The sequence below is a fragment of the Staphylococcus sp. LCT-H4 genome, from assembly GCF_001866145.1.
Taxonomy (GTDB): domain Bacteria; phylum Bacillota; class Bacilli; order Staphylococcales; family Staphylococcaceae; genus Staphylococcus; species Staphylococcus succinus.
In genome coordinates, this window is the sequence record NZ_MODY01000002.1 from 93,495 (window position 1) to 117,132 (window position 23,638).

General features: G+C 33.0%; 22 protein-coding genes and 1 pseudogene. 20 read left to right on the forward strand and 3 right to left on the reverse strand.

All coding sequences use genetic code 11. The annotated features are described in order from the left end of the window. Nucleotides 1-446 precede the first annotated feature (446 nt). Nucleotides 447-1,196: a hydrogen peroxide-dependent heme synthase gene (gene hemQ, locus BK821_RS05375; protein ID WP_046837045.1), complete on the reverse strand. Its 750-nt coding sequence runs from the start codon at nucleotides 1,194-1,196 to the stop codon at nucleotides 447-449. Between the two features lie 164 nt (nucleotides 1,197-1,360). On the opposite strand from hemQ, the gene pta reads away from it, so the two are divergent. From pta to BK821_RS05405, 6 genes are all read left to right on the forward strand, one after another. Then, nucleotides 1,361-2,350 carry a phosphate acetyltransferase gene (pta, locus tag BK821_RS05380; RefSeq protein ID WP_101116861.1) on the forward strand — a complete coding sequence of 330 codons (990 nt, stop codon included), beginning with the start codon at nucleotides 1,361-1,363 and terminating at the stop codon, nucleotides 2,348-2,350. Continuing rightward, entirely contained in the window at nucleotides 2,350-3,186 is an 837-nt protein-coding gene (locus BK821_RS05385) for a lipoate--protein ligase family protein (protein ID WP_046837047.1), read from the forward strand. Before pta ends, BK821_RS05385 begins: the two co-directional genes overlap by 1 nt. A 754-nt stretch (nucleotides 3,187-3,940) precedes the next feature. Continuing rightward, nucleotides 3,941-4,864: a mevalonate kinase gene (gene mvk / locus BK821_RS05390; protein ID WP_071331384.1), complete on the forward strand. Its 924-nt coding sequence runs from the start codon at nucleotides 3,941-3,943 to the stop codon at nucleotides 4,862-4,864. 5 nt (nucleotides 4,865-4,869) lie between these two features. Beyond that, a complete protein-coding gene (gene mvaD / locus BK821_RS05395; protein WP_046837290.1) occupies nucleotides 4,870-5,853 on the forward strand; it encodes a diphosphomevalonate decarboxylase in 984 nt (327 codons plus the stop codon). A gap of 12 nt (nucleotides 5,854-5,865) precedes the next feature. Then, nucleotides 5,866-6,942 carry a phosphomevalonate kinase gene (locus tag BK821_RS05400; RefSeq protein ID WP_046837049.1) on the forward strand — a complete coding sequence of 359 codons (1,077 nt, stop codon included), beginning with the start codon at nucleotides 5,866-5,868 and terminating at the stop codon, nucleotides 6,940-6,942. 238 nt (nucleotides 6,943-7,180) lie between these two features. Continuing rightward, entirely contained in the window at nucleotides 7,181-8,794 is a 1,614-nt protein-coding gene (locus tag BK821_RS05405) for an alpha-glucoside-specific PTS transporter subunit IIBC (RefSeq protein ID WP_071331385.1), read from the forward strand. A gap of 52 nt (nucleotides 8,795-8,846) precedes the next feature. Here the strand turns inward: BK821_RS05405 and BK821_RS05410 are convergent, their stop codons facing one another. Next, nucleotides 8,847-9,599, reverse strand: coding sequence for a MurR/RpiR family transcriptional regulator (locus BK821_RS05410; RefSeq protein WP_046837051.1), 753 nt, complete (start codon nucleotides 9,597-9,599; stop codon nucleotides 8,847-8,849). A gap of 201 nt (nucleotides 9,600-9,800) precedes the next feature. Between BK821_RS05410 and BK821_RS05415 the strand changes: the two genes are divergently transcribed. The 14 genes from BK821_RS05415 (at nucleotide 9,801) to BK821_RS05480 (ending at nucleotide 23,215) form a co-directional block, all read left to right on the forward strand. Beyond that, nucleotides 9,801-10,886 (forward strand): Gfo/Idh/MocA family protein, encoded by a 1,086-nt coding sequence (locus BK821_RS05415; protein WP_046837052.1) that lies wholly within the window; start codon nucleotides 9,801-9,803, stop codon nucleotides 10,884-10,886. 17 nt (nucleotides 10,887-10,903) lie between these two features. Beyond that, nucleotides 10,904-11,620 (forward strand): ThuA domain-containing protein, encoded by a 717-nt coding sequence (locus tag BK821_RS05420; RefSeq protein ID WP_071331386.1) that lies wholly within the window; start codon nucleotides 10,904-10,906, stop codon nucleotides 11,618-11,620. Between the two features lie 19 nt (nucleotides 11,621-11,639). Continuing rightward, nucleotides 11,640-12,677 carry a Gfo/Idh/MocA family protein gene (locus BK821_RS05425; protein WP_071331387.1) on the forward strand — a complete coding sequence of 346 codons (1,038 nt, stop codon included), beginning with the start codon at nucleotides 11,640-11,642 and terminating at the stop codon, nucleotides 12,675-12,677. A 27-nt stretch (nucleotides 12,678-12,704) separates the two neighbouring features. Next, the gene (locus BK821_RS05430) at nucleotides 12,705-13,673 is read left to right on the forward strand and encodes a sugar phosphate isomerase/epimerase family protein (protein ID WP_046837055.1); all 969 of its coding nucleotides are present in this window, start codon (nucleotides 12,705-12,707) and stop codon (nucleotides 13,671-13,673) included. A gap of 291 nt (nucleotides 13,674-13,964) precedes the next feature. Further along, on the forward strand, nucleotides 13,965-14,306 hold the full coding sequence (locus BK821_RS05435; protein ID WP_046837056.1) for a YuzB family protein: 342 nt from the start codon (nucleotides 13,965-13,967) through the stop codon (nucleotides 14,304-14,306). Nucleotides 14,307-14,833: 527 nt separating this feature from the next. Beyond that, nucleotides 14,834-15,769, forward strand: a complete 936-nt coding sequence (locus tag BK821_RS05440; protein ID WP_046837057.1) for an aldo/keto reductase — start codon at nucleotides 14,834-14,836, stop codon at nucleotides 15,767-15,769. Between the two features lie 232 nt (nucleotides 15,770-16,001). Then, entirely contained in the window at nucleotides 16,002-16,544 is a 543-nt protein-coding gene (locus BK821_RS05445) for a flavodoxin family protein (RefSeq protein ID WP_046837058.1), read from the forward strand. A gap of 134 nt (nucleotides 16,545-16,678) precedes the next feature. Further along, on the forward strand, nucleotides 16,679-17,158 hold the full coding sequence (locus BK821_RS05450; RefSeq protein WP_046837059.1) for a GNAT family N-acetyltransferase: 480 nt from the start codon (nucleotides 16,679-16,681) through the stop codon (nucleotides 17,156-17,158). Between the two features lie 35 nt (nucleotides 17,159-17,193). Next, on the forward strand, nucleotides 17,194-18,492 hold the full coding sequence (locus tag BK821_RS05455) for an HD domain-containing protein (RefSeq protein WP_046837060.1): 1,299 nt from the start codon (nucleotides 17,194-17,196) through the stop codon (nucleotides 18,490-18,492). 169 nt (nucleotides 18,493-18,661) lie between these two features. Further along, nucleotides 18,662-19,174, forward strand: a complete 513-nt coding sequence (locus tag BK821_RS05460) for a YwhD family protein (RefSeq protein WP_071331388.1) — start codon at nucleotides 18,662-18,664, stop codon at nucleotides 19,172-19,174. A 165-nt stretch (nucleotides 19,175-19,339) separates the two neighbouring features. Further along, nucleotides 19,340-19,789: a YwiB family protein gene (locus tag BK821_RS05465; protein ID WP_371261092.1), complete on the forward strand. Its 450-nt coding sequence runs from the start codon at nucleotides 19,340-19,342 to the stop codon at nucleotides 19,787-19,789. Continuing rightward, on the forward strand, nucleotides 19,790-21,457 hold the full coding sequence (argS, locus tag BK821_RS05470) for an arginine--tRNA ligase (RefSeq protein ID WP_071331389.1): 1,668 nt from the start codon (nucleotides 19,790-19,792) through the stop codon (nucleotides 21,455-21,457). A 170-nt stretch (nucleotides 21,458-21,627) separates the two neighbouring features. Continuing rightward, entirely contained in the window at nucleotides 21,628-22,266 is a 639-nt protein-coding gene (locus BK821_RS05475) for an endonuclease III domain-containing protein (RefSeq protein WP_071331390.1), read from the forward strand. Between the two features lie 58 nt (nucleotides 22,267-22,324). Continuing rightward, nucleotides 22,325-23,215: an ABC transporter substrate-binding protein gene (locus BK821_RS05480; protein ID WP_046837065.1), complete on the forward strand. Its 891-nt coding sequence runs from the start codon at nucleotides 22,325-22,327 to the stop codon at nucleotides 23,213-23,215. Nucleotides 23,216-23,445: 230 nt separating this feature from the next. On the opposite strand, the pseudogene BK821_RS13700 reads toward BK821_RS05480, so the two are convergent. Beyond that, nucleotides 23,446-23,538 (reverse strand): annotated as a pseudogene (locus BK821_RS13700) (VOC family protein); the annotation flags it as partial. Nucleotides 23,539-23,638 lie beyond the last annotated feature (100 nt).

Below are 23,638 nucleotides of genomic sequence, written 5' to 3' on the forward strand. Positions count from 1 at the left end.
ATAAGTTATTGAATTATTATTTTTCATTGTAACACTTTATTATTACGAATTGGCGTATTAATTTATGAGTAAAGTATTTGAAAAATAAATTTTGTACAATTCTAGGAAGTCATTTATGTTTCAAATGTTTCAAATAGGTTAATATAATATTAGTTAACTGTTACAGACATATATTGAGTAGCGACAATATAACAGTTAATAATGAAGTAGTGATTTAAAGTTCTCCCAGACACACTACATAAAAAGGCCCCTTATATTTGAATAAGGGTGCCTTTTTATATTTATACGCATTCACATTAATGAATTATTAAGCATCAGCACAATAAATGTTATCTCTATAATCAATAGCATATATTATAAAAACAAAAAACTGCCAACAAGGTGATGGACCTTGTCGACAGTTATAAGTAATACAATCAATATAAGCAGCTATTACTGACAGTAAATTATACTGAAAAAAGACTTTGTAAATTTTCTTTTGTAATGATATGGCCAACATAAAAACTTCCAAAGTCGCCATATCTTGCAGTAGTTTCATCAAATCTCATTTGATATACAATTTTTTTGAATTGTAATGGATCTTCTGCAAATAGGGTAACGCCCCATTCATAGTCATCGAAACCGACTGAACCAGTGATGAATTGCTTGATTTTTCCAGCATATTGACGACCAATTTTACCATGGTTATACATAAGCTCTTGTCGTTCTTCTAATGAAAGCATGTACCAGTTATATGTTTCGTTACGACGCTTATCCATTGGATAGAAGCATATATATTCAGATTGTGGTAATTCTGGATAGAGTCTTGGTTTAATATGCGGGTTTTCGTATGGATCTTCATCTGATTTTCCGGCAAGATAGTTACCCAATTCAATAATGGATACAAATGAATATGTTGGAATTAAGAAATCCGTAATTTTTAATTTATTAAATTCATTTTCAAAAGCATTTAAGTCTTTCAGTTCAGGACGTAATGCCCATAAAAGAATATCAGCTTTTTGACCTGTAATATTATAAAGTGCGTGATCGCCAACGTGATTTGTGCGTGCCTGTTCATGCTTATTTAAAAATGATTGTAACTCTTCTACGAGAGATTGTCGTTCTTCTTCTGGAACTAAACGTAGGCTAGACCAATCAATAGCATATAATAAATGTAAACTATACCAACCGTCTAATGTTTCTGGTGCTTGTGGCATTTGAATCGCTCCTTTAAAGTTTCTTTGTCTTTACAACAAAATTCTACCATAAAGGCAAGAAGATAACATAAGCAAATGATTACAAATTGGTGACATGGAATTCTATAAAAAAATGACGTATAATAGTGATGGAAAATAAATAGATTTAAAAATTCGAGGAGGCCATTATGTCTTTATTAGATGTATTACAAGAAAAACTTTCAGGTGAAAATGTAAAAATCGTATTACCTGAAGGTGAAGATGAACGTGTATTAACAGCAGCAACTCAATTACAAGCTACAGATTATGTTACGCCTGTGCTATTAGGTAACGAATCTAATGTGAAGGCTTTAGCTAGTGAAAAAGGATTGGATATTTCTGAGTTAGAAATTATAGATCCAGAAACAAGTGAGTTAACGCAAGAATTAGTGACAGCTTTTGTTGAGCGCCGTAAAGGTAAAGCGACTGAAGCACAAGCACAAGAAATGTTGAAAAATGTAAACTATTTCGGTACGATGCTTGTTTATACAGGTAAAGCTGATGGTCTAGTAAGTGGCGCAGCGCACTCTACAGGAGACACAGTGCGTCCAGCATTACAAATTATTAAAACAAAACCAGGTGTAACTAAAACCTCTGGTATCTTCTTTATGATTAAAGGAGACGAGCAATACATCTTTGGTGATTGTGCAATCAATCCTACGCTTGAAGCACAAGATTTAGCTGAAATTGCAGTAGAAAGTGCTAAATCTGCGAAAAGCTTTGGCATGACACCTCGTGTTGCAATGTTAAGTTTTTCAACAAAAGGTTCTGCAAAATCAGACGATGTTGAAAAAGTATCAACTGCAGTAGGCTTAGCGCAAGAAAAAATTGCAGCTGACAACATTGAAGACGTTATTGTTGATGGAGAATTCCAATTTGACGCAGCAATTGTGCCCGAAGTTGCTAAGAAAAAAGCACCTGACGCTAAGATTCAAGGGGATGCAAATGTATTTATCTTCCCAAGCTTAGAAGCGGGTAATATTGGATACAAAATTGCACAACGTCTTGGAGGTTACGATGCAGTAGGACCAGTATTACAAGGACTTAATTCACCAGTGAATGATTTATCTCGTGGTTGTTCTATAGAAGACGTGTATAACTTATCAATCATAACTGCTGCTCAAGCATTACAATAATGGATTTAGCAAGTAAATATTTTAGTGGTATAGATTGGCGTTATATTGACCACTCATCTGGATTAGCACCGATGCAGTCATTTGCATTTGATGATACATTTTCAGAAAGTGTGGGCAATGATTTATCTAGTAATGTGGTACGTACGTGGATACACCAACATACTGTTATTTTGGGTATACATGACTCACGTTTACCATTTTTACAGGATGGCATACGTTACCTAACTGAAACACGTGGGTATAATGCGATTGTAAGAAATTCCGGTGGGCTTGGCGTTGTATTAGATCAAGGGATACTTAATATTTCACTTATTTTTAAAGGGAAAAATGAAATTACAATTGATGAAGCATTTACAGTAATGTATTTATTAATAGCTAAAATGTTTGAAGACGAAGATGTGGAAATTGAAACACATGAGATAGAACAATCTTATTGTCCAGGGAAATTTGATTTAAGTATTAATGGTAAAAAATTTGCTGGCATTTCTCAGCGACGTGTTCGTGGTGGTATTGCTGTTCAAGTGTACCTTTGCGTAGAAGGTGACGGTAGTGAACGTGCGGCTATGATGAGAGCTTTTTACCAACACGCACTAAAAGGACAAGAAACAAAATTCAAATATCCTAATATAGATCCGCTATGTATGGCTTCACTTGAAACGTTGTTAGGTAGAACAATTACCGTACAAGATGTGATGTTCCAATTATTATATGCACTCAAAGATTTAGGCGGACGTTTAAATATGGAGCCTATTACAGATGATGAATGGGCGAGTTATGAAGGCTATTTTGAAAAAATGATAGAGCGTAACGCAAAAATTAATCGTAAAATGGAATAATATGAATAAAACGCAGGTCGATACTTTGTTTAACAAATATCGATTTGCGTTTTTTATTAAATATAGCGATATATAGAATATGCTTACACTTAAAGCAAGCTATATAAAGCTCAAAGCATTTAATATTTTGCCATAGTTACGCTCTGAATAGCGTATGATATAGAAAGTGATTAAAATTTTGAAAAAATTTTTCAGGAAATTAAGAGTGATAATTATGCATTAATTAAGAAATTTTCCTGGTTGGTTTTTGCTAATTGTTGAATTATAGAAGGTAAAAAAGTAATATAGTGAAAGTGTAGTTAAAAATACGTTTATGAATAAATTCATTGAAATTCAACTTAACTTTTTGAATATAAGACCGCAGAGTTTTATAATGGGAACGTATTGATTATAATTAGTAGCAGGTGTTAACTTTTTTATAACTTTAAATACTATGAATAATTATAATAATAGAAGAAATAACTATGACTTGAGATGTATAGCATTATATGCAAAATATGAGATAATATATAATGATAAAAATGAAATTCAGCTAAACATCTATATATTTATACCAGCATAGACAGCAAGTATATATACTTAAAATAAATGTGTAGTAGATTGTCGAATAATTGAAATAAGCGTAAAATTTCCTGGGAAATTATTACGGTAGCATAATTATATGCGAAGTAACGTAAATTAAGATTTCGTCTAAAATGATGTGTGAAGTACATAAAATATAAATTTAAAGAATATACTAAAGGTGATTGAGAATATGGCACAACATGGATACGGGGAAGCGAATGGTAAAGTAATATTAATTGGAGAGCATGCGGTGACTTTCGGAGAACCAGCAATTGCCATTCCTTTTACAACTGGAAGAGTGAGAGCGACTATAGATGCTATTGAAGATTCACATTCTTCATACATAAGTAGTGATGTTTATGATGGCGAGCTAGAATACGCACCTGAACATTTGAAGGCTGTCATTACACGTTTTATAGAAAAGTACAATATAGCAACGCCAATTAAAGTTTCAATTGATACGAATTTGCCAGCTTCTAGAGGTTTAGGGTCTAGTGCAGCAATGGCAGTAGCATTTGTACGTGCAAGTTTTGACTATTTGAATAAACCTTTATCAGATGAAACACTGATAGAGGAAGCTAACTGGGCAGAGCGTATTGCGCATGGTAAGCCAAGTGGTATCGATACGCAAACTATTGTTTCAAATAAACCAGTGTGGTTTCAGCAGGGTGAAGTAACCATGTTAAAACCTTTGGAATTAAATGGATATATGGTTGTAATTGATACAGGTGTACGTGGTTCTACAAAACAAGCTGTAGAAGATGTTCATAATTTATGTAAAGAAGACGAAATGTATCTGCAATATGTGGAACACATTGGAAAACTTGTCTTTGAAGCAAGTGATGCAATCGAGCACCATAACTTTGAAAAATTAGCTACAATCTTCAATCTGTGCCAAGATAATTTAAGAACTTTAACAGTAAGCCATGATAAAATTGAAACATTACTTGAAGCAAGTATAAAACAAGGTGCAATCGCTGGAAAACTAACAGGCGGTGGACGTGGTGGTAGCATGATTGTACTTGCTATAAATTTAGAAATTGCTGAAAAAATCGCACAAAGCGCACAGAGCTTAGGCGCACATCATACATGGATTGAATATTTAGGAGGTTAATGACATTGGTTAATAGTGGTAAAGCACGTGCGCATACAAATATTGCATTGATTAAATATTGGGGGAAAGCGGATGAAACTTACATTATTCCAATGAATAATAGTTTATCTGTGACATTAGATCGCTTTTATACAGAAACAAAAGTTACATTTGATGAACGCTATACAAAAGATACACTTATTTTAAATGGAGAAGCTGTAAATGAAAGTGAAGCGACTAAAATAAACAAATTCATGAATATCGTGCGAGAACAAGGTGGCACTTCAATGTATGCATATATTGAAAGTGATAATTTTGTTCCCACAGCAGCAGGTTTAGCATCTTCAGCAAGTGCATACGCTGCATTAGCAGCAGCCTGTAATGAAGCTTTAAATTTAGAATTAACAGATAAAGATTTATCTAGACTCGCACGTAGGGGCTCTGGATCGGCATCTAGAAGTATTTTTGGTGGTTTTGTGGAATGGGAAAAAGGGCATAATGATAAGACATCATACAGTTTTCCTATTGAGGCAGACCATTGGGAAGATGATTTAGCGATGATTTTTGTTGTGATAAATAATAAGTCGAAAAAAGTTTCAAGCCGCACCGGTATGTCTTTAACACGTGATACATCACGTTTCTATCAATATTGGTTAGATCATGTAGATGAAGATATAACGGCAGTTAAACATGCAATCAAACAAAAAGATTTTGCGCAATTAGGTGAAGTGATTGAAGCAAATGGTTTAAGAATGCATGCTACGAATTTAGGAGCACAACCACCATTTACTTATATGGTAAGTGATAGTTATCAAGTGATGGAAATTGTTCATCAATGTCGAGAAGCTGGCTACCCTTGTTACTTTACAATGGATGCTGGACCCAATGTTAAAATACTAGTGGAAAAGAAAAATCAAAAAGCTGTAATAGATGCGCTACATAAATCATTCGATGAAGAACAAGTGATTGCAAGTGATATCACACGTACAGGCGTTGAAATTATTGAATAAGGAAGAGATAAAATGATTCAAGTAAAAGCACCAGGAAAGCTTTATATTGCAGGTGAATACGCGGTTACTGAACCTGGATATAAATCTGTGTTAATTGCAGTAGACCGTTTTGTAACAGCTTCAATAGAAGAATCAAATGCAATCCATGGCACTATACATTCTAAGACTTTACATCATGAGCCTGTAACATTTCAAAGAAATGAAGACAAAATTGTAGTCTCAGATGTACATGCAGCCAAACAGTTAAAATATGTAATTACAGCAATAGAAGTATTTGAACAATATGTTCGTAGTAACCAGATTCATCTAAAACATTTTAATTTAACGATTGATAGTAATTTAGACGATGCAAACGGTCATAAATATGGTTTGGGTTCAAGTGCAGCAGTCTTAGTATCAGTTGTTAAAGTGTTAAATGAATTTTATGATACGCATTTGTCGAATCTCTATATCTATAAACTTGCTGTTATCGCTAATATGAAACTACAAAGCTTAAGCTCATGCGGAGATATTGCTGTAAGTGTCTATACAGGTTGGTTAGCATATAGCACCTTTGATCATGAATGGGTCTCACAACAAATAGAAGATACTTCAGTAAATGAAGTGCTAAAGAAAAATTGGCCAGGTCTTCATATTGAACCTTTGCAGGCACCTGAGAACATGGAAGTACTTATTGGTTGGACTGGTTCTCCAGCTTCATCTCATCATCTTGTGAGTGAAGTTAAACGTTTGAAGTCAGATCCTACATTTTATGGTAAATTCTTGGAACGATCACATGCATGTGTCGAAAAGTTGATTCATGCGTTTAAAACGAATCATATTAAAGGTGTACAGCAAATGATCCGCTTGAATCGTGAAATTATACAATCTATGGATAAAGAGGCTACGATTGATATAGAAACATCACATTTAAAAGTGTTGTGTTCAGTTGCTGAAAAATATGGTGGCGCAGCTAAAACGTCTGGTGCAGGCGGCGGCGATTGTGGTATCACAATTATCAATAGTGATATTAATAAGCGCTTGATTTATGATGAATGGATAGAAAACGAAGTAAAACCACTAGAATTTAATATATATAACGGACAATAATAAGGAAACAGTATTCTAGTAGCAATATTAGAATACTGTTTTTTTGGTTTTAAAAAGCGTTGAAATTATTTATGAGAACAAAGTAGTGAAAGACTGGAAAATTTACCATTTAGTGAAAAAGAAATCATTCCTCGATATCTTTTCTCTAAATGTTGAGCGAACATTGAACTAGAAGTGAATTAGGCATATTATCACTTTAAGAAAGCGTTTTCAAAATACCGAACGAAAAGGTGATTTTATGAATATAGCACGTAAATTTGGAGGAGCAATACGTAGATTTGGTGGTGCAATGATTGTGCCAGTTTTATTGTTTCCTTTCTTTGGTATTATCATTGGTATCGCAACACTTTTTAAAAATGAGGCAATTATGGGAAAATTGGCTGATAGCCATAGTTTGTGGTATCAAATATGGTCGTTAATTGAAAATGGTGGTTGGACATTATTTGAAAATATTGAACTTATTTTTGTGATTGGATTACCGATATCGCTTGCTAAAAAATCAGCAGGACATGCTGTCATGTCATCCGTAGTTACTTATTTAATGTTTAATTATTTTATTAATGGCATATTAAGCACATGGGGACCTACTTTTGGCGTTGATTTTAAAGGTAGTGCAGGTGAAGGAACAGGAATCACAGAATTAGCAGGTATTAAAACTTTAGATACGAATATTATAGGTGCACTTATCATTTCAGGGATTGCGATTTGGCTGCATAATCGATATTATGATAAAAAATTACCGGAATCTGTGGGTATTTTTCAAGGATCGCCATTTGTTATAATGATTGCTTTCTTTTGTATGATTCCGTTAGCGTTTCTGACAAGCTGGGGATGGCCAATTGTACAAGGTTGGATTGCATCATTACAAGTATTTTTAGCCTCATCTGGTTATATTGGTGTATGGTTATTCCATTTTTTAGAAAGAATATTAATTCCAACAGGACTACATCACTTTATTTATACGCCATTTGAATATGGTCCAGCTGTTGTGAACGGAGGTGTTAAATCTTATTGGATTTCTCATCTTACTGAATACTCTAAAACGACTAAGCCATTAAAAGAAATCTATCCAGGTGGTGGTTTCTTACTACAAGGAAATATTAAAATGTTTGGTTCTATTGGTATTGCGCTAGCGATATATTCTACGGCGAAAGCACATAAAAAGAAAGAAGTCGGCGCGCTATTAATTGCAGCAACATTAACAGCAGTTTTTGCAGGTATAACAGAACCTTTAGAATTTACCTTTATTTTTGTAGCACCATTTTTATTTTTAATTCATGCTATATTAGGTGCGACAATGGTTACAATTATGAATATGTTCGGATTAGTAGGAAATTTAGGAGGCGGTTTTATTGAAATAGCCGCTACGAATTGGATTCCACTATTTGGGACACATTGGGGGACATATATCGCTCAGTTTGTAATAGGTATTCTTTTCATATTTATATATTATTATCTATTTAGATGGATTATATTGAAATTTGATATACCGATGCCGGGTAGAGAAAAAGAAGATATCGACACAAAATTGTATACGAAAAAAGACTATAAATCGAATAAGAAACATAATAATGAAAATCAACAAACATCAGAAAATGAATACGTTGAAAAGGCAAATGTGTATTTAGAAGGTTTGGGCGGTAAGCGTAATATCATCGATGTAACAAATTGTGCGACAAGGTTACGTGTTACTGTAAAAGATCCTGAAAAGGTCAAAAATGACAGTTACTTTAAAACATCTGGCGGCGCACATGGTTTGGTAAAGAGTGGTCAGAATGTTCAAGTGATTGTCGGCTTATCTGTATCACAAGTTCGTGAAGCATTTGAACAACTTATAAATAAAGACACTTAGCATTTATTCATAAGTTGTAAATAATTTTTCCGATATAAAACAACACAAGACCTTATGTTGAAGAAATTTTATAGTTATGGTAGGATCTTGCGATAAAGTCAAAAACAACATAATAAGGTGTGAAACTAAAATACTCAGTTTTATTAAAAAATTGAATTGGTGCACTATTAACATATATATTGAAAGCTGCATTTTTAGCAATATAATTATCATGTAACGTTGTGATAGACACATAACGAAATTCACGTGATTTGATTAATTGTATAGGTTCTTTTAAATTTTTAGTTTCACCTGAAAGAGAAATAATAAATAATAAATCATCAGCGTTCATTTGATTGATAGCTAATTTAAATTCTGTTTCATCATTAAGCACAATAGACTTTTTAGAAATGGACAACATATGACGTTGTGCTTCACGTGCCACATTTTGTTGGGCCATGCCAGTGCCAAAGATATAGATGAATGGCGCTGCTTCTATTAATTGATTAAGCGGTTTGTAATCGAACATTTCGAGATGTTCTACAGTTCTTTGAATATCTTCAATAATAGGATCGATGCCTACTGGATGAGAAGGTGGTACATTACTTTCCATTTTCAAGTAAAATTTGAAGTCACTATATCCTTCGAATCCAAGTTTTTTAACTAGCCTGTGGATTGTAGAAATTGAGGTATGTGTTTTTAAACTTAAGTCGTGAATTTTCATATTTGAAATTTGATCGTTGTATTGGTGTATGACATTGATAATATGTAAATCATTTTCTGTTAAATGTTCAAAGTGTTTATTTATGAGTTGATCCAGTATCATATGAAATGAGGCCACCTATCCATTGGAAAATTTTCCGAATTTTGAAAATACATTCTAATCTTAATATATAATTTCTAAATACGTCAAACTTATTGGTGTTTTTAACATTATATTTTACTATGAATGAAAGGTATAAAAAAGTTTATAAAATATTTTTTGTAAGCGTTTTCTTTTATTGGTAATTAAAAAGGGGATGAAATCATGAAGTTAAAAGTAGGAATCATTGGTTGTGGCGGTATTGCTAATGGTAAACATTTACCAAGTTTAAAAAAATTAACTGAAGTATCTGTGGTAGCTTTTTGTGATATAGACATTAACAAAGCAAAAGAGGCAGCTGAAAATTATGGTGTGGAAAATGCACGAGTATATGAAGATTACAATGATTTATTACATGATGATAGTATTGACGTCATTCATGTGTGTACGCCTAATAATACACATAAAGACATAACTGTTGCAGCATTAGATGCTGGAAAACATGTCATGTGTGAAAAACCTATGGCTAAAACTTCCAAAGAAGCAAGAAGTATGATTGAAGCTGCGAAACGTAACAATAGAAAACTAACTATAGGTTATCAAAATAGATTTAGAGCTGATAGTCAATATTTACATGAAGTGACGCAGCAAGGTGAGCTTGGGGAAATCTATTATAGTAAGGCACATGCAATTCGTAGACGTGCTGTTCCTACATGGGGCGTATTTTTAGATGAAGAAAAACAAGGTGGCGGCCCATTAATAGATATTGGAACACATGCTTTAGATTTAACGTTATGGATGATGGATAATTATGAAGCAGAATCTGTTATGGGTTCGACTTTCCATAAATTAGGCAAAAAAGAAAATGCTGCAAATGCATGGGGACCATGGGACCCTGAACATTTTACTGTTGAAGATTCAGCATTCGGATTTATTAAGATGAAAAATGGTGCAACAATTGTATTAGAGGCGAGTTGGGCGTTAAATTCCTTAGATGTAGATGAAGCTAAATGCTCTTTATCTGGGACAGATGGTGGTGCAGATATGAAAGAGGGCTTAAGAATTCACGGTGAAAATCTAGGAACATTATACACTTCGAAAATTGAAGTTGATAATGAAGGAGTGGATTTCTACGATAGTGAAAAGATTGATGAAGCTGAAGAAGAAGCCCGTTCATGGATTCAAAGCATCATTCACGATACGGAACCTGTCGTTAAACCACAAGAGGCTTTTGTAGTAACACAGATATTAGAAGCTATTTATGAATCAGCGCAATCTGGAAAAGCAGTTTATCTTAATGATAATGCATAAAAGTGAGGAGAAAATATATGAATATTACAATATGGAATGAATATCGTCATGAAAGAGAAAATGTTGAAGTAAAAAAAGTTTATCCTGAAGGTATTCATCACGCGCTTGCTTCTTTTTTAAAAGAAATACATCATGTGGAAACGGCAACTTTAGATGAAGTAGAACATGGGTTAACTGAACAATTACTAGAGCAAACAGACGTTTTAATTTGGTGGGGACATAAAGCACATGAAGAAGTAGATGAATCAGTTGTAAAAAGAGTAAAATCACGTGTATTAGATGGTATGGGTCTTGTAGTTTTACATTCTGCTCATTTTTCTAAAATCTTTAAGTCATTAATGGGAACTACGTGTGATTTGAAATGGCGAGAAGCAGATGAAAAAGAACGATTATGGGTGGTTGACCCTACACACCCTATTGTTGAAGGTATAGATAGTTACATTGAATTAGAACAAGAAGAGATGTATGGTGAACATTTTGATATACCTGTTCCTGATGAGACGGTGCTCATTAGCTGGTTTGAAGGTGGAGAAGTATTCCGAAGTGGTGTGACTTTCAAGAGAGGTAATGGCAAGATATTTTATTTTAGACCAGGTCATGAAAGTTATCCGACATACTATAATAAACAAGTACAACAAATTATTAAAAATGGTGTGAAGTGGGCGTGTAATAATCAAACGCCGAAACATCAATATGGAAATGCTCAACCATTAGAAAAAATAGAAGAGAAATAGGTTGGGGAGGTTTGATACTATGGATAAGTTGAAAGTAGGTATTATTGGTTGTGGTGGCATCGCACGTCAGAGACATATACCATCTTTTCAAAATTTGAGCCATTTAGTTGAAATCGTTGCAGTTCAAGATATCAACTCGACATTGGCGCAAAATACTGCTCGAGATTTTCATATTGAGCACACATTTGAGCGATATGAAACGTTATTTGAATATGTGGATGCTGTGGCCATTTGTACACCAAATAAGTTTCATGCAGAGATAAGTATTGCAGCATTAAATGCAGGTGTGCATGTATTTTGTGAAAAACCTATGGCTATGAATCAGTTAGAGTGTGAACAAATGATAGAAGCATCAACACGTGCTGGAAAACTGCTTGCAATAGGATATCATTACCGTTTTACAGATGCGGCTATTACTGCCAAAAATGCTATAGACGATAAAGTTGTTGGTGAGGCATTGGTAATGCGAGTGCAAGCGTTACGAAGAAGAAAAGTACCAGGATGGGGCGTTTTTACGAATAAATCTTTACAAGGCGGTGGCAGTTTAATTGACTATGGCTGTCATTTATTAGATTTATCATTGTGGTTGTTAGGTGATGTTGAACCAGTAGAAGTAATGGGTAAGACCTACAATAGACTCAGTAAGATACCTAACCAGATTAACGACTGGGGGGCGTTCGATAATGAATTGTTTGATGTTGATGATCATGTCACAAGTTTTATTACTTTTGAAGATAAATCTTCCATGCAGTTTGAATGTTCATGGTCGGCCAATATTAAAGAAGATACAAAACAATTGAGTATTTCTGGTGTAGATGGCGGGATCAGTCTATATCCTTTTGAAATTTACCAGCCGAGATTCGGCACATTTTTTACTGAACAAGCAACTGCTGAGCATGATGAGGAGATAGCTGCGCAAAGACAAGCACTTAATTTTGTGAAAAGTTGTCTTGGTCAAGCGTCATTAGTTGTACAACCAATGCAAGCACAAAAAATAAATGTTTTAATAGATGCAATATATAAAAGTGATGAATTGGGTCATAGTATTCGATTGTAATATGATTAAAATAAAGGGGCGTTGGATATGAAAATAGGCGTGTTTTCAGTTTTATTTCAAGATAAAAATTTTGAGGAAATGTTAGATTATGTTGCGCGTGCTGGTGTTGATATGATTGAAGTTGGTACAGGTGGCAATCCAGGAAATCACTTTTGTCCATTAGAGGCATTGTTATCAGATGAAAATAAGCGCAACAAATTTTTAGAAACGATTCAGCAAAGAGGATTAAGTATTAGTGCGTTGAGTTGTCACAATAACCCGATATCACCTAATTTAGAAGAGGCACAACGCGACCATGATACGTTATTTAAAACGATTAAATTAGCTTCTTTACTAAAGATTCCAGTAGTTAATACATTTTCTGGAGTAGCAGGATCAGATGAAACAGCTAAACTGCCGAATTGGCCAGTCACACCATGGCCCACAGATTATTCTAAGATTTTAGAATGGCAATGGGAAGAAAAGTTAATACCATATTGGAAAAAAGCAGCAGATTATGCAAAAGCACACAACGTGAAGATTGGTATTGAGCTTCATGCGGGTTTTTTAGTACATACACCTTATACTTTGTTGAAATTGAGAGAAGCAACGAATGATGCTATTGGCGCTAACTTGGATCCGAGTCACTTATGGTGGCAAGGTATTGATCCGGTGGCTGCTATAAAAATATTAGGCCGTGAAAATGCCATTCATCATTTTCATGCAAAAGACACATATATTGATCAAGAAAATGTGAATATGTATGGCTTAACAGACATGCAACCCTATGGTAATGTACAGACTCGAGCTTGGACATTCCGTACGGTAGGTTATGGTCATAGTCCACAAGTGTGGGGGGAAATGATTAGCGCACTTAGAATTAACGGTTATGATTATGTAGTAAGTATAGAACATGAAGATCCTATCATGTCGATAGAAGAAGGATTTAATAAAGCCGTGAGTAATTTAAAAGCAGTGAATATAGAACAAGCTTCACCAGAACTATGGTGGACATAAAATACCAATATGATTCAAGCAAATTATAGTATGGGTAATGCGCATATTATAATTTGCTTTTTTAATTTATGAATACACATTGTGCGAACACAAATAGGTGAACTATTGCATTACATACTTAATTTAGAACTTGAAATTTTTACTGAAAAGAGTAAAATAAGTAGAGTTGAAATTGGTAAATATAAGGCTCACAATACATTGAATATATCGATATATGTCTATATTATTAAAACAGAAACTTAACGTTGTAAGACTTAAATTAGTATTCTATTTAGAAAGGTGGAGACGTAGTTGCAAAATAAATTTTTGATTTGTGATGATTGTCAGGGTGTTAATTGTAAATCGTTGGAAAAAAAATTAACAAAGCTAGATCCTGAAGCAGAAATTGAAATTGGTTGTCAGTCTTATTGTGGCCCTGGTAGACGAAAAACATTTGCGTTTGTGAACAATCGTCCGCTAGCTGCACTGACTGAAGAAGAACTTATGGACAAAGTAGTCAAGCAACTACAGAAACCTAGAGATCCAGAAGAAGAAGAACGTTTAAGAGAACGCAATGAAGAACGTAAGCGTCGTAAAGAAGAGCAAGATAAAAAGCTCAAAGAGAAGTTAGCACGTCGAAAAAATACGAACTAAACACCAAAAGAGACGCTTATATAAGTAGCTTATTTAAAATAAAGGCACTTCTGTTTAAAACAGAGGTGTATTTTTTTAATGCAGAATTATTTAATGATATGAGATTATAAGCATTTCACTGTCAGTGTTCATGGGAATTATCACATTGTTATAAACTAAGTGCTATGGAAAACATGCAATAAGAGAAGTGAGCGAGTACTATATTAGATTTTTTATAGACTTCTTTTACCAATGAATGGATAAAAGAAGTTTGACAATGTGATTTTTGTAAATTACGAGGAATAATTAAAAAACGTTTTATAGGCAATATATTTATCATATTAGTAAAATAATGCTAAATTTTATATAGATTATTTGTTTAGGGATAAATTATAATGTTTTTATATAAAAATATTATGATAAAGGACTATTAAAATGGTTTGAATGGGGTAAACATAAAAGTGAAGTTTGCAAAAAAGAGTGATTCAAGCGCTATATGTTTAATCGAGATAATTTTAAACCAACAATTTTTACAGGGAGCTGAGACAATGACTAAAAAAGTACAACTAGGAAAATCAGATGTATATGTATCACCAATTGCGCTAGGTACAAATGCAGTAGGTGGACATAATTTATATAATGATTTAGATGAAGAACAAGGTAAAGAAACTGTTCGTACGGCGGTTAGGAATGGTATTACATTATTGGATACTGCTTTTATATACGGTCCAGAGCGTTCTGAAGAATTAGTAGGAGAAACAGTGAAAGAATTTTCGAGAGATGAGTATGCTATTGCTACAAAGGGTGCACACTATTTTGATGAAGATGGTAATGTACATTTATCCAATAATCCTGAGTTTTTAAAAGAACAAGTTGAGCAAAGTCTAAAACGTCTTCAGCTAGATTATATTGATTTGTATTATATACATTTTCCTGATGAATCTACGCCTAAAAATGAAGCGGTAGCAGCACTTAAGGAACTTAAAGATGAAGGCAAGATTAAAGCGATTGGTGTATCGAATTTTAATTTAGACCAATTAAAAGAAGCAAATAAAGATGGTTATGTAGATGTGGTACAAATGGAATATAACTTGTTGAATCGTGAAAATGAACATATTTTCAAATATGCTGTAGAAAACCAAATTACATTTATTCCATATTTCCCATTAGTATCAGGAATTTTAGCTGGTAAATATACAGAGCATAGTACATTTAATGATTTACGAGCTGAAAATCCTGAGTTCCAAGGTGAAAAATTTAAAGAAAATCTAGAAAAAGTAGAACAATTGAGAGATATTGCAGATAATCATAAAGTAGATGTGGCACATATTGTATTGGCATTTTATTTAACTAGACCATCTTTAGATGTAGTAATTCCTGGAGCTAAACGTTCTGATCAAGTTGTTGATAATTTAACAACACTTGATGTTAAGTTAACAGATGACGAAATAGAGAAAATCGAACAAATATTTCCAGTAAAATAGGCGCAAGAAGTAGATGAACCAAGTGCGTTTGTCTACTTTTTATATATTATATACAAATGTATATCTGTATTCGAAACAAATAAATAAAATTATAAATGTATTTTTAATCTACTATTTAATAATCTTACCGTTTAGTGTAGGATTATTAATTAAGTTTAGTAGATTGATAAAAATGTAATTTTTTAAATTTTGAATGAGTATATCATTAAAAAGGTAGTAGAAGGAGATTAATATGATCACAGTTTTATTCGGGGGCAGTCGACCAGATGGAAATACTGCTCATTTAACTAAGATGGCCATAGAAGGATACGACTACGAATGGATAGATTTAACAGAATATCAATTGAATCCGGTTAGAGATGTAAGGCATGATAATACGCTTATAGAATCTTATCAAGATGATTATAAAATGATTATTGATAAAGTGTTAGCAAGTGATACTGTCATTATCGCTTCTCCAATTTATTGGTATAGTTTATCTGCCTCTATGAAGGCGTTCATTGATCATTGGTCTGAAACATTAATGGATCCTAAATATAAAGATTTCAAAGCACAAATGTCTAAAAAAGATTTTAGATTGATTATTGTTGGTGGCGATTGCCCTAAAGTAAAAGCGAAACCATGTATTACACAGGTTAAATATAGTTTGGAGTTTTTAGGGGCAAGTTTAGCTGGTTATATTATTGGAACTGCTGAAAAACCAGGTGACATTGAAAAAGACATTTATGCACTGAAAAGAGCGGAAGAATGGCAACAAACATTAAGTAATAAATAAATATATGGTTGAAAGTTTGAGCGATGATTTTTATTGTTCAAACTTTTTTTATCTAATCAGATAAAGTATTTTGAACACTAGAATTATGATATAATATAGCTATTATTACCTATCGTAAATAAGGGGAGAGCATCATGCATAAAGTTAGAAAAGCAACGCCAGAAGATGTTGTTGGCATCAGAGATGTAGCAACGAAAGCTTGGTATAACACATATCTAAACATCTATGCAGCTAAGACAGTCAATGAATTGTTAGCTGCTTCATATAATGAGCAACATCTGTTGAAACGATTAGAAGATCAATTGTTTTTAGTTGTTGAAGAAGATGATGAAATCATAGGATTCGCAAACTTTATAAATGGAACTGAGTTATATTTGTCTGCACATTACGTTAGACCTTCATGGAAACATAATGGTTACGGCTCAAACCTATTAAGTGAAGGGTTGAGTTATTTTAAAAATGAATATGACGATATTTATTTAGAAGTCGATAATAAAAATGACGATGCTGTATCATTCTATGAACAAAAAGGTTTTGAAAAAGTGCGTTCATATACTCATGTAATGTATGGTGAAGCTATGGACTTAGCATTGATGCGTAAATCGTTAAAATGATATGCCAAGTATAGTGGTGAACTAGGAGGACTAAATTGACATTTACAAGTTATGCTACACAGAAGTTACCTGAAGAAAAAGTATTTAAAGATCCGATTCATAGATATATTCATGTTAAAGACCAAGTCATTTGGGATTTAATCAAGACAAAGGAATTTCAACGATTAAGACGCATTAAACAATTGGGTACTTTATATTTATCATTTCATACAGCAGAGCATAGTCGATTTGGGCATTCTCTAGGAGTATATGAAATTGTGCGTAGATTGATTGATGACTCTTTTGATGGAAGAGAAGCTTGGAATAATGAAGATAGACCATTAGCGCTATGCGCCGCGCTCTTACATGATTTAGGACATGGACCTTTTTCACATAGTTTTGAAAAGATATTTAATACTGATCATGAGGCATTTACACAAGCTATCATTACTGGAGAGACAGAAGTAAATGAGGTGCTGCGCCGTGTTTCTGATGATTTTCCGGAACAAGTGGCAGAAGTTATTAATAAAACACACGATAATAAGTTAGTGATTTCCATGATATCGTCACAAATTGATGCAGACAGAATGGATTATTTGCAACGAGATGCTTATTTTACAGGCGTTTCTTACGGTCAATTTGATATGGAACGTATTTTAAGATTAATGCGTCCTTCTAAAGATGAAGTGTTAATTAAAGAAAGTGGTATGCATGCGGTAGAGAACTTTATTATGAGTCGCTATCAAATGTATTGGCAAATCTATTTTCATCCTGTAAGTAGGGGCGGAGAGGTATTACTTAATAGTTGTTTGAAACGCGCTAAGCAACTATACGATGAAGGTTATATATTTAAAATGCAGCCTAACGATTTTATCCCATTCTTTGAAGGAACCATGACAATTGAACAATACGTTGATTTGGATGAAGTCGTTGTATTATATTACTTAAAAGCATGGGTTAATGAAGAAGATGAAATATTAAGCGATTTAGCGCGTCGTTTTATCAACCGTGATTTATTTAAACACATGCCATTTGATGGTTCTATCATAACAATCACTGAATTGAATGACTTATTCATACAAGCAGGTATAGATCCTAATTATTACTTTGTGAGTGAATCATTTACTGATTTACCTTATGATTATGATCGTCCAGGTTCAAACAGACAGCCAATCCATTTGTTGAGACGCAATGGTAAGATTAGAGAAATTAGTAGTCAATCACTTGTGATTTCCAGTATTACAGGAATAAACAGAGAAGATTATAAACTGTATTATCCGAAAGAACTTATTACTGAAATAGAAGATGATCATGTGCGTAATGCGATTATTAGTATATTAAATGAATTAAATTAATAATAATTGCGAACCACAGTCTTGTTGATAATTTAGTGATTTGAGTTTTATGGTATAAAAATTGTAAAATACAATTAACTGTATGATGAATAAATCAGAGTTTTAAAGTGTATTTATGAGTATAGTTAACGTAAACTAAAGAGTTTGAAATTACAGGAGGTGCTTTCTAGTGGCTGAAAATAAAGGATTTAAGTTTAATATAGTAAAAAATGATCCGCTAGATGGACATAAAGGTACGAATATTGGTTCAATTAGTTTAGATAATGTCGCTCCCGTATTTATTGATGTTGAGAATAAGGAAGCTTTTATAGATATTGGTGGAATGCATGCGCGTGCTAGCGTTGAAAAAGGCGTAAAATGGATCAAAGAAAAAGACGTAGTAGAAGGTGAAGGTGCAAAAGCATACTGGCTTTGTTGGGTTACTACTGAAAGAGGAGAAAATGGTCCATACTATGCGGGGGTAACAGGGTGCTATTTATTGGTAAATAAAAGTATTCGTAGAGGGTATAAAAGTATGCCTGAACATGTAAATATGATGGATAAATCGATGAAACATCAAATAGAAATTGACCATATAGGTGAAGCAAACAAGGCAGTTTTAAGAGATTTCTTGAAAACACATGATATAAATATGTGGAACAATTCTGACGAAGCATTGCACAAAGTATTGGAAAGTAAATAAGTACCACTGAAGAAACCAAGTGCTAAATATTAAGTATTTTGGTTTCTTTTTATTTTATAGTAGCCATGTGTACAGACTAGAATGAAAAGAAAGCTGTAAACATTAAAGCCATGGTGTTAAAATTATTTTAGCAACTGTAATGCACATTTCAAGTATGCTATAATGATGTGTATTATTTTAAAGATTAGGGTGAAACGTACATTGGAAAACAATGTTGAAATCCATACAAAACAAGTGGTAAAACAAAAAGATCATAAAGAAAAATTTTCATTAAATACACAAGGCTCTTGGCAAAAACGTAAAGCAGAGTTTATACGTTATCAGGAACAAATCGAAGAGGCGACTGTAAATGTTACAGTTAAAATCGAAGCGACTGGTGTGAAAATTATTCGTAATGGAGAAATAAAAATGAACCTTCATTTTGTAGAAGGTGAGGATACCATTACTTTATATGAAATTAGTGGTGGTCGCATACCATTAACCGTACGTACACATTCCATTTTGCACTTTGTAACAGATGATGGGGGAAAATTAAAAGTACATTATGATTTAATTCAAGATGAAGAGAAGATGGGTTCTTATCAATATGAAATAACTTATAAGGAGACACCGTAAATGAATATAATTGACCAGGTGAAACAGACGTTAATCGAAGAAATTTATAAAAGTATTCAGCAAGCACAACTTGTGGATGTAAGTGAAGTTCCAGAAATAAAAATTGAAATTCCAAAAGATAATAAAAATGGAGACTATTCAACAAACATTGCAATGGTCTTAACCAAAATAGCGAAACGTAATCCTCGTGAAATTGCTCAAGCAATTGTAGATAATTTGGATACATCTAAAGCAAAAGTAGAAAAAATAGATATTGCTGGTCCAGGGTTTATTAATTTCTATTTAGATAATACGTATTTAACAGCTATTATATCTGAAGCAATTGAAAAAGATGAAAAATTTGGACATGTAGAAGAAGCTAATGGTCAAAATGTCTTATTGGAATATGTGTCAGCAAATCCAACAGGTGATTTACATATTGGTCATGCGCGTAATGCAGCTGTAGGTGATACGTTAGCGAACATTTTAGAAGCGGCAGGTTATCATGTAACAAGAGAGTATTATATTAATGATGCAGGTAATCAAATTACTAAATTAGCACGTTCTATTGAGGCGCGTTATTTTGAAGCACTAGGTGATACGGCATATAAAATGCCAGAAGATGGTTATCACGGTAAAGATATTATTAATATTGGTAAAGATTTAGCTACTAAACAACCTGAATTAAAAGACCTTTCCGAAGACGAACGCATAAAAACATTTAGACAACTTGGTGTTGATTATGAAATGGGTAAATTAAGAACAGATTTATCTGATTTTAATACACATTATGATAATTGGTTTAGCGAAACTTCACTATACGAAAAAGGTGAAATTCAAGTAGTTTTAGATAAAATGGCAGAACTTGGTTACACATATGAACAAGATGGTGCGACATGGTTACGTACTACAGAATTTAATGATGACAAAGATAGAGTGTTAATTAAAAAAGATGGTAATTACACTTACTTCTTACCAGACATTGCTTATCATTTTGACAAGATTCAACGTGGTAATGATATTTTGATTAACTTATTTGGTGCAGATCATCATGGTTATATAAATCGTTTGAAAGCTTCAATGGAAACATTTGGTGTTGATAGCGATCGTCTTGAAATACAAATCATGCAAATGGTACGTTTAATGAAAGATGGCGAAGAAGTTAAGATGAGTAAACGTACAGGGAATGCGATTACTTTACGTGAAATCATGGACGAAGTTGGCGTAGATGCAGCACGTTATTTCTTAACTATGCGTAGTCCAGATACGCACTTTGATTTTGATATGGAACTTGCTAAGCAAGAATCTCAAGACAACCCAGTGTACTATGCACAATATGGGCATGCGCGTATTTGTTCTATTTTAAATCAAGCAAAAGAAAGAGGAATTACACCTTCAACTGATGCAGATTATGCGCTTATTACCAATGATAAAGCCATTGATTTATTAAAGAAAGTTGCGGAATTTGAAAAGACAATCGAAAGCGCAGCAGAGCATAGAGCGCCACACAGAATTACAAATTATATTCAAGATTTGGCAGCACATTTCCACAGATTCTATAATGCTGAAAAAGTATTAACAGATGATGTTGAGAAGACAAAAGCGTTAATTGCTTTAATTGACGCAGTTAAAATTACTTTACGCAACGCATTACATTTAGTAGGTGTTAATGCACCAGAAGCTATGTAAATAATAAAGCAGTTTAAATTGCATGCTTAATAGAGCTCGCGATAGATTTGTTAACACTGTTGGATGCACCTCCAAACCATGTTAACAAATCATTGCAGCTCTTTTTTTTATTTCATACTATAATGATGAGAACGGTGTTTATTTTAAGTGAATAGGAGTTGAGTTAAATTATGCTAGATACCTACACCTTATATCGCAAGTTATATGAGCACATGGGACCACAAAGTTGGTGGCCAGCAGAATCTAAAATAGAAATAATTTTGGGGGCGATATTGGTCCAAAATACAAACTGGAGAAATGCGGATTACGCCATTCAAACATTAAAAAAGAAGACGCAATTACAAGTGCAAAACATTTTGAAATTAGAGATAGAAGAACTTCAAACATTGATAAAATCTAGTGGCTTTTATAAAAACAAAGCCCAAACAATAATCTCGTTATTACGTTGGTTGCAGCAATTTAATTTTGACTATCAAGCAATAGCTGAAAAATATAAAAGTGATTTAAGGTCAACTTTATTAACAATTAAAGGTATTGGGAGTGAAACAGCAGATGTACTTATAGTATATATATTTGGTGGTGTAACCTTTATTCCTGATAGCTATACACGTAGAATTTATAGGAAGCTCGGTTATAAGCATACTGAGAACTACGAAAAATTAAAAAAACATATTATGTTACCAGAAAATTTTACAAATGAAGATGCGAATGAATTTCATGCACTATTAGATAACTTTGGGAAAAATTATTTTAATGGTAAAGATAAAAAGAAATACACATTTTTAGATTGTTATTTTGAAATAACATAGTAGATAAGCACTGAGAATTTGATATGATAGATGTAAAAGACAATGAGGAGACAATGAAATGAAAAAAATATACAAAATATTATATCTTTCTATCATTTTAGTGTTATTGTTAGCGGCTTGTGGGACAGGACAAGATCAAGCTAATCATAAAGCTGGAAAGTCGGATACCCCTTCTTATCATAGAATCATATCATTGATGCCTAGTAATACAGAAATACTGTATGAATTAGGTTTAGGAAACAAAGTGGTCGGAGTATCAACTGTGGATGACTATCCCAAAGAGGTAAAAGACAAAAAACAATTTGACGCTATGAAATTAAACAAAGAAACTTTGTTGAAGGCAAAGCCAGATTTAATATTAGCACACGAGTCACAAAAAGCGACAAGTGGTGAAGTATTAAAATCATTGAAAAAAAGCGGTGTAAAAGTAGTTTACGTAAAAGATGCGCAATCTATTAATGAAATGTATGACACATTCAATCAAATTGGTACAATAACAGGTAAAGAAAAAGCTGCGAAAGCACTTGTAAAAGAAACAAAAAATAATATAGAAAAAGTAAAAGCATCAATTCCTAAAAATAGTAAATCCCAGAAAGTATTTATGGAAATTTCATCACAGCCAGAAATATATACTGCTGGCAAACATACTTTTTTTGATGATATGTTAAAGCAATTGAAAACCCAAAACAGCTTTTCTAATTTAGAAGGATGGCAAAAAGTGAGTAAGGAAGCTATTATTAAGAAAAATCCAGATATGATGATATCTACTATGGGAATATCTAAAGAAGATTATAAAAAAGAGTTATCGCAACGTGGTGGATTTAAAGATATAAACGCTGTGAAGCAATCTAACATAGAATCGGTAAATGGTGACGAAATTTCTAGACCAGGGCCACGTATAGACGATGGTTTAAAAGCCTTGAAGGAAGCTATTTATAAAAATAACTAACTGGAATAGTAACTTCGTTTTTTAGTTTAATTTGGTATTTAAAGTGTAAATGAAAAATATTTCGTAAAATACCTTAATACTTCAACGTAGCGCTTTTAAAAATGAAATAAAGTCATATAAAGTTAACAGCCAACCCATTTTATTTGGGTTGGCTGTTCTATTTCAAAGTAGTGTGGTTTGTATTCAGAGTCTATAATATAGATTTATTCTTTGATTACTAAATTAGGGTTTCATACTACTTCCCACAGATGACCGTCTGGATCTTGAAAATATCCTGAATAACCACCCCGAAAAGATTTGTGAAGTTCAATTATGATAGTAGCACCAGCGTTTCTTGCTTATTCAATTACTTGTTCTACTTCCTCTTGATGTTGAATATTAATTTTTGAAGTAACTTTTATAATCAGTAATTTTAATAATATT

Bases quoted from the DNA above. Each gene is read 5' to 3' on its own strand.
- hemQ (WP_046837045.1), bottom strand. From the start codon at position 1,196: ATGCCACAAGCACCAGAAACATTAGACGGTTGGTATAGTTTACATTTA.
- BK821_RS05385 (WP_046837047.1), top strand. From the start codon at position 2,350: ATGGATTTAGCAAGTAAATATTTTAGTGGTATAGATTGGCGTTATATT.
- mvk (WP_071331384.1), top strand. From the start codon at position 3,941: ATGGCACAACATGGATACGGGGAAGCGAATGGTAAAGTAATATTAATT.
- BK821_RS05400 (WP_046837049.1), top strand. From the start codon at position 5,866: ATGATTCAAGTAAAAGCACCAGGAAAGCTTTATATTGCAGGTGAATAC.
- BK821_RS05405 (WP_071331385.1), top strand. From the start codon at position 7,181: ATGAATATAGCACGTAAATTTGGAGGAGCAATACGTAGATTTGGTGGT.
- BK821_RS05410 (WP_046837051.1), bottom strand. From the start codon at position 9,599: ATGATACTGGATCAACTCATAAATAAACACTTTGAACATTTAACAGAA.
- BK821_RS05415 (WP_046837052.1), top strand. From the start codon at position 9,801: ATGAAGTTAAAAGTAGGAATCATTGGTTGTGGCGGTATTGCTAATGGT.
- BK821_RS05420 (WP_071331386.1), top strand. From the start codon at position 10,904: ATGAATATTACAATATGGAATGAATATCGTCATGAAAGAGAAAATGTT.
- BK821_RS05425 (WP_071331387.1), top strand. From the start codon at position 11,640: ATGGATAAGTTGAAAGTAGGTATTATTGGTTGTGGTGGCATCGCACGT.
- BK821_RS05430 (WP_046837055.1), top strand. From the start codon at position 12,705: ATGAAAATAGGCGTGTTTTCAGTTTTATTTCAAGATAAAAATTTTGAG.
- BK821_RS05440 (WP_046837057.1), top strand. From the start codon at position 14,834: ATGACTAAAAAAGTACAACTAGGAAAATCAGATGTATATGTATCACCA.
- BK821_RS05445 (WP_046837058.1), top strand. From the start codon at position 16,002: ATGATCACAGTTTTATTCGGGGGCAGTCGACCAGATGGAAATACTGCT.
- BK821_RS05450 (WP_046837059.1), top strand. From the start codon at position 16,679: ATGCATAAAGTTAGAAAAGCAACGCCAGAAGATGTTGTTGGCATCAGA.
- BK821_RS05465 (WP_371261092.1), top strand. From the start codon at position 19,340: ATGTGTATTATTTTAAAGATTAGGGTGAAACGTACATTGGAAAACAAT.
- argS (WP_071331389.1), top strand. From the start codon at position 19,790: ATGAATATAATTGACCAGGTGAAACAGACGTTAATCGAAGAAATTTAT.
- BK821_RS05475 (WP_071331390.1), top strand. From the start codon at position 21,628: ATGCTAGATACCTACACCTTATATCGCAAGTTATATGAGCACATGGGA.
- BK821_RS05480 (WP_046837065.1), top strand. From the start codon at position 22,325: ATGAAAAAAATATACAAAATATTATATCTTTCTATCATTTTAGTGTTA.